At 55.3% G+C, this 5,540-nt stretch carries 5 protein-coding genes and 3 pseudogenes; 2 read left to right on the top strand and 6 right to left on the bottom strand.

Annotated features, from left to right (window positions below; translation table 11 throughout):
* Together DYI20_RS11915 and DYI20_RS11910 are read left to right on the top strand one after the other, a co-directional pair.
* Window positions 1–203 (top strand): IS30 family transposase (locus DYI20_RS11915; RefSeq protein ID WP_147472542.1); only part of this gene is annotated, 203 nt, incomplete at its 5' end.
* A gap of 25 nt (window positions 204–228) precedes the next feature.
* Window positions 229–549: pseudogene (locus DYI20_RS11910) on the top strand (integrase core domain-containing protein); the annotation flags it as partial.
* 46 nt (window positions 550–595) lie between these two features.
* On the opposite strand, the pseudogene DYI20_RS11905 reads toward DYI20_RS11910, so the two are convergent.
* From DYI20_RS11905 to DYI20_RS11880, 6 genes and pseudogenes are all read right to left on the bottom strand, one after another.
* Window positions 596–1,390, bottom strand: a pseudogene (locus tag DYI20_RS11905) (ISL3 family transposase); the annotation flags it as partial.
* Window positions 1,391–2,003: 613 nt separating this feature from the next.
* Window positions 2,004–2,921, bottom strand: a complete 918-nt coding sequence (locus tag DYI20_RS11900; protein ID WP_122549568.1) for a sporulation-delaying protein SdpB family protein — start codon at window positions 2,919–2,921, stop codon at window positions 2,004–2,006.
* On the bottom strand, window positions 2,918–3,514 hold the full coding sequence (locus tag DYI20_RS11895) for an SdpA family antimicrobial peptide system protein (RefSeq protein WP_122549567.1): 597 nt from the start codon (window positions 3,512–3,514) through the stop codon (window positions 2,918–2,920). The genes DYI20_RS11900 and DYI20_RS11895 overlap by 4 nt, the downstream gene beginning before the upstream one ends.
* 39 nt (window positions 3,515–3,553) lie before the next feature.
* Window positions 3,554–4,210: a sporulation delaying protein family toxin gene (locus tag DYI20_RS11890; RefSeq protein ID WP_122549566.1), complete on the bottom strand. Its 657-nt coding sequence runs from the start codon at window positions 4,208–4,210 to the stop codon at window positions 3,554–3,556.
* Window positions 4,207–4,626, bottom strand: a complete 420-nt coding sequence (locus DYI20_RS11885) for an SdpI family protein (protein ID WP_122549565.1) — start codon at window positions 4,624–4,626, stop codon at window positions 4,207–4,209. Before DYI20_RS11885 ends, DYI20_RS11890 begins: the two co-directional genes overlap by 4 nt.
* Window positions 4,627–4,728: 102 nt before the next feature.
* A pseudogene (locus DYI20_RS11880) lies at window positions 4,729–5,308 on the bottom strand (transposase); the annotation flags it as partial.
* Window positions 5,309–5,540: the final 232 nt, after the last annotated feature.

Below are 5,540 nucleotides of genomic sequence, written 5' to 3'. Positions count from 1 at the left end.
CCAACGAGAACACCAACGGCCTGCTACGTCAGTACTTCCCCAAGGGCACCGACCTGTCCCGCTGGAGCGCAGACGACCTCGAAGCGGTGGCCCACACCCTCAACAACAGACCCCGCAAGACCCTCGGATGGAAGACCCCCGCCGAAGTCTTCGGCGAAGCACTACAATCCCTGAAACAGGCCGGTGTTGCAACCACCGGTTGAACCTGCCCAGTACCGGGCTATCCGCTACACCGAGCGCCTCAATGATGCCGAGGCCGTGGCGTCGGTGGGGTCCAAGGGCGACAGCAATGACAACGCGATGGCTGAGGCGTTCAACTCGCTGTTCAAAGCTGAATGCATCCGCAACCCCGTCATGTGCCGATCAGGGTGGCGAGGCATCAATGACGTGGAGATCGCGGTGGCCGAGTACATCGACTGGTATAACCACCGCAGACTCCACGGCGAGATCGGACACATCCCGCCCGCCGAAGCCGAGGCGCTCTATTGGGAAAACCACTCGGTCCGTGAGTATCCTCTAGAACACCCAGCCCCTGCTGGGATCCAGTAAGCACGGTCTCTACAGAACCCGGGGCGCTTCAAATACAGGCCGTTATCACCGCGTCTGCGGCGAGGCGGACCACGTGGAAAGGGTCCATCACGGCGGTGGCCTGGGGCCGTTCCTCTTCAGCAGCAGTTTTGAAGCCGGTGAACCCGTCCATGGCTACTACTTCGACGTTGTCCCGCCAGGCTTGGTCGTGTTCGGCCAGCCAGGTCTTGAAGGTCTGCTTGGAGCGGCCCTCGACCATGTCTAGCAGCTTCGCCGGTCCGGTGCCGGCCCGTAGCGGGGTGAGGTCGATAATCACGGTGACGTAGGTGTGCCCGGCCCGGGTGTGGCGCCACACGTGCTCATCGACGCCGATCGTAGTGACGTTGCCGAACCGATGGGGGTCGTTGATCAGCAGCCGCTTGCCCTCGGCCAGCACCGCGTCGTTGGCGGTGTTCCACCGCACCGCCAACGATTCGGCGACCCGAGCCACGCTCAGATGCTGAATCACCAGTGCCTCCAGTGCCCACCGCAGGCCCCGGCGGGAGAGCTGAGCCCGCGGCTGGGCGGCTTTGGTGGTGTTTTGCCGCCATACATGCGCACAGCCGGCGCACCGGTAGCGACGGACCGTGATCTGCAGCGTGGTGGGTCGCCACCCCAACGGTTCATGGGCTAGCCGGCGGATCACGGTGCCCCGAGGGGTGCCTGGGGATCCACAGCGATGACACCAGTCATCAGGTTCAACCACGCGGCAGGCAAGCACCGCACGCCGCGGTGCGATGAGCTGCCCGGTGGCTTCTAGACCGAGCTCGTGGAGGCGGGCGAAGGTCGTCAGGTCAGAGGCATCAAAGGTAGCCTCAACCACGTCGAGGTCTTCCAGATAGGCAGTGTGAGAACTTCCATCATCGGAAGGCCTCGACCCCTATCCGACCACCGACGCGTCCTTCCGCCCGCAGCCCGGGGCTACACCCTGGATTGTGAAGAGCCGTCAAACGGGCCCAAGGCGGAGAGGATCTCCGGTTGCGTCAGCCGCTCGGCCTTCTGCGCGGAAGCCGAGTGATGGCCTCCCATCCCGGAGACCCGGGATGATGTCAGTGTGGGTGCTCTCACCCTGTGGGAGTGTCCGGGGTGCACCAAAGATTGCCGAAGACAGATCTATGCTTCCGGAACCGAGTTGCTATGAGCTCATTCGCTGATCAGGCGAAATCTAGTGGTGGCTGCTACAGCCTGAGCTTCAGCAGTTGCTTTGACCATGCCGCGAGGTCGGTACCCGAAGTACACCGAAGACGATCGCCTCAATGTGGTCGACCGAACCGGCCTGAGCGATTCTACTGGAGAGATCGCCTGTGGCCTGCAAGAAACTAGTGCGTGGCGGCCAGAACCAGCGGTGAGGAGGCCTTGGCCCGATCCCAACTCGACAAGAACCTTCGAGTCACTTCACTAAGGAGCCTATACCTGTCCAACCAGGCCCCGAGAAATTACTTTCCAAGCTGTTCAGGGACAGGACTGGAGTCTATTTCTTGTCTATCAGCTCTTGGGAGCCGGAGGACCGCACAGCATGTGCCCCCGATCATTACGAGCGCAAAAGACCATAAACCGATTATCAAAATAATTCCAATATGCAATAGGGTGCATACGGCCAACGCAACCCATCTGAACTTTACCTTAAGAAGGATGAAGAAAGCAATTGCTAGCTCCAGGACTATGGTCCCCCAAGTCAGAACCAAAGAGACTAGGGGTTTCTCAGTAACCCAGAGAACCAGATCAGAGAGTGGACCCGAGACCCCAAAATAAGCACCGCGAGAGACATAGTAGACAGCAGAGCCCTCTTGCCACTCTTGAACAGCAGTCTTTGTTATTGCAGCATCAATGTAGATGAACGCGATCTGAAGCCTCAAAAGAATATGCGAAGCGGTAGAGACCCCCAGTAGCACAGAGTTTCTGCGCTGCGAACTTCCAGAACTCCAGTGATTCCTTCTATTGTCGCCTAGAAGGACTAAGGCGATGAGAACCACCAACACCTGTGCAGCTTGCTCGCCCCCGTCAGGCAACGATATGCCTACCGAAATGGAGAATGTGGCCCATACATGCAACCAACTTGTAATGCGTGGGTAGAACCCGGATATGACTATAACGAGCGCTAGAACCAGTACAGACTTCGCGAGCCAGCTTATTTCCTGAGGAAATACGCAAAAAGCGCCCATATTCCCAATACCTTCACAAGAAGGCTTAGTCGGCTGACCCTTAACGGGAATATTTAGCAAATTGGATGAAGGCGTAAGAACTATAATCGACAGTTGAGCCAGAGCTATCAGGCTTCTTCCCGTCCCAAGAACCCTGGTCTCAGGGGAGTGATTGTCAATCGCCTTGTCAATCCAGGGGGCAATAGACTTCATGCCTCTTCACCATTCTCGCATGAAATATCAACTGCAACGGCCTCCTCTGGAGAACGTTTAAAGTCATAGTATTCTCTGAATGCCCAATTGACTGGACTAGCCTCTACAAGAACTACTGTGCCGCAAACCGTAGGTACCGGTGAGTGATTTTCGATCACTTCCGGATCAGTAGTATTTTCGGCCGTGGCAACTGCACATTCCTCGATAGAACCACCACCCTCGCACTCTTCCCAACTATCTACGTCTACTTCATCAATAAAGATGGCGACCTCTGGGCCCTGAGTCCGCTGTTCCCGAGACAACCCAAAAAGGTTAGTCGGACGCGCTTGGGGAGTCGTCAATAGAGACTCAGCCTCGCCCTCCCTCACACGATAGACTTCCATCTCTGGGTCCGTCGGCGGCTTGGTAAAGAAAGACCAGCCTTGAGGGGTTGCCTGAACGAAAAAGCTTCTAAGGTCACCTCCGTCCCTTTGGCTCAGGACATTACTTGGGAGTGAATAAAATATACTTACTAAAAAGAATGATCCCAGAAGAATAATTGTAGATACAAAAGATATAGAAGCACTAGACCAGGTGTATTTCTGCTCAATCATAGTCGGATACGTACCTATTCTAGAAACTCCGATTCCGTTCTATTTCTCCAGTGCCTCAATCATCTTCACAGTCAGCAAGTCACGCTCAAGCTGAGTACTGTCACCTTCGGGATCCATCAAATAAACCCATGTTACGGCGAGAGTGGCAACTGCGGCAGTAGCACCCGCAACGTTGGCGTAAACGAGCCCGTTCACGACCGCGATGGCGTAAGCAGTAGTACAGATCTCCGCGCCACCGTCGCAAATACCTTGGGTTTCAGCATCAGGCATATCCGCTTCAAGAGTCTCAAGATACTCAGCGAAGCTGTTAGAGAGATACACCAGAGCTTCTTCGACTTCATGAGGCTCCCCACTCGCAAGGGGAGTACGGACGTTATCTACGAAATTAGGCTCATATGCCAGGTAATCCGCGATTATTTCGTTCAGATTCTCCTCATTAGTATGCGGAGTCTCCTCATTAAAACCTAGGTACGCGATTAGATCAGGATTCTCCTCTGCCATCTTGCCTTGACCCGCAAGAAGCAGCTGCATAACCTCTTGATCACTGTACTTCAACTCCTGGAGAGAGGCACTATCTGAGATTTCATCCTGAGGGACTGACAAATTCCCCTGTGAGGCGTAGCCCGGTGCTATTCCACCTGCAAAGAGGAGGGCCGCAGTAATTCCTGTTGCTGTTACTCTCTTTGAGAAGCTCATATCATGACACCTTTCGCTCTTCTATTGGCGATGAATGTTGAAGCTACCAGCGAAGCGGTCAGGAAAAGCGCCGTAACCACCACCGCGATTAGAGAGGCTTCGGCATTGGCCGAATGAAATCCAACACAAAAAAGTGTTGCAACAAGCCCTGATACGGCGGAAGTTACTAGAACTGGTCGGGCCGCTCGATGCCCCGCCTCCCAGGCCTCCTGAGAGGATTTTGTAGCTCTAGTCTTCAGACCGAAGGCAGCGTTCGGACCGAGAGATACTGTCCAGTTAGTACTTAAAGCAAGCATCAGAGCCGACAACAATATACATACCCCTGTAGCAACAAAGATTTCAGTCAGCATCGGATCCTCCCAACTGCTGGCAGCTTCCTGTTCCTTTCTAGGTGGTGTGTCGATGCTGTTAAGCATCCACCTGCTACCAGAGTGACATAACTCATATCCCTCGTCAATCGTTCGGCGAGACTCATAACAAGTCCCCGCGTAACCAGGGGCCGTGCCTCATTGAAAAGCCCAGCCGATCCCGGGCAGTTGCAGGCCCACGACTATATCTTCGGCGAAGAGCTCACTGATCGGAACACCTTTACGGTAATGCTCGGCTTCAGCCAACTGGGCGCATCGGACCAGTAGTATCTGATTCAGCCCCTCAATGCTCTGCGCTTCGGGTTCAGGGACCATCACGTTGCGGCGTAAGAACCCCACGGCGTTTTCCACGTTGCCCTTCTCGTGACCGGAGTAGGGGTTGCAGTAGCGGGCCTGGCACCGATAGTGGACTTTGAAAGCACCGAAGAGCTTCGACTCGATGACCTTCTTACCAGTACGCCGGCCGATGCCGGTAGCGTTGTCGAAGATCAGCTGCCGAGGAACAGTGCCGATGTGTTCAAAGATGGCCCGAAGCCCATGACAGACACACTCTGCGGTTTCACCTCGGTAGGCCTGGACGTAGCGCATATTCGAATACAGGAAGCTCACCACCAGGATATGCAGTAGCATCTTCACTCCCGCGATCAGCGCCTGAGCTTGGCCGAAGTCGACCTGGGCGGTGCCTGGGGGGCCACACCAATTCCTGGAGCCCCTCACCCGAGTTCTGTTTTGAAGTGCAACACTGATCGGTTGGTTCTGATTCTAGGTGCTCTTGGAAGACTTCGGCGGGAGTGAACCACTCCAGGCATTTTCGGGGTTGGTTGTTGATCTCGGTTGGAGTGCCCTAGGTTTTTAGGTCCAGGTGACTTGAGTGTTGTCCATTGATGCCCCGCCTGTGGGTGGGGAGAATGGATGAATGGTGAAGAAGTTCAGCAAGCATACTCCCGAGCAGATTGTTCGTA

This window comes from Auritidibacter ignavus, from assembly GCF_003703835.1.
Taxonomy (GTDB): Bacteria; Actinomycetota; Actinomycetes; order Actinomycetales; family Micrococcaceae; genus Auritidibacter; species Auritidibacter ignavus.
Note: the sequence above shows the minus strand (reverse complement) of the source record. Positions and strands in the feature narration are given on the sequence as shown.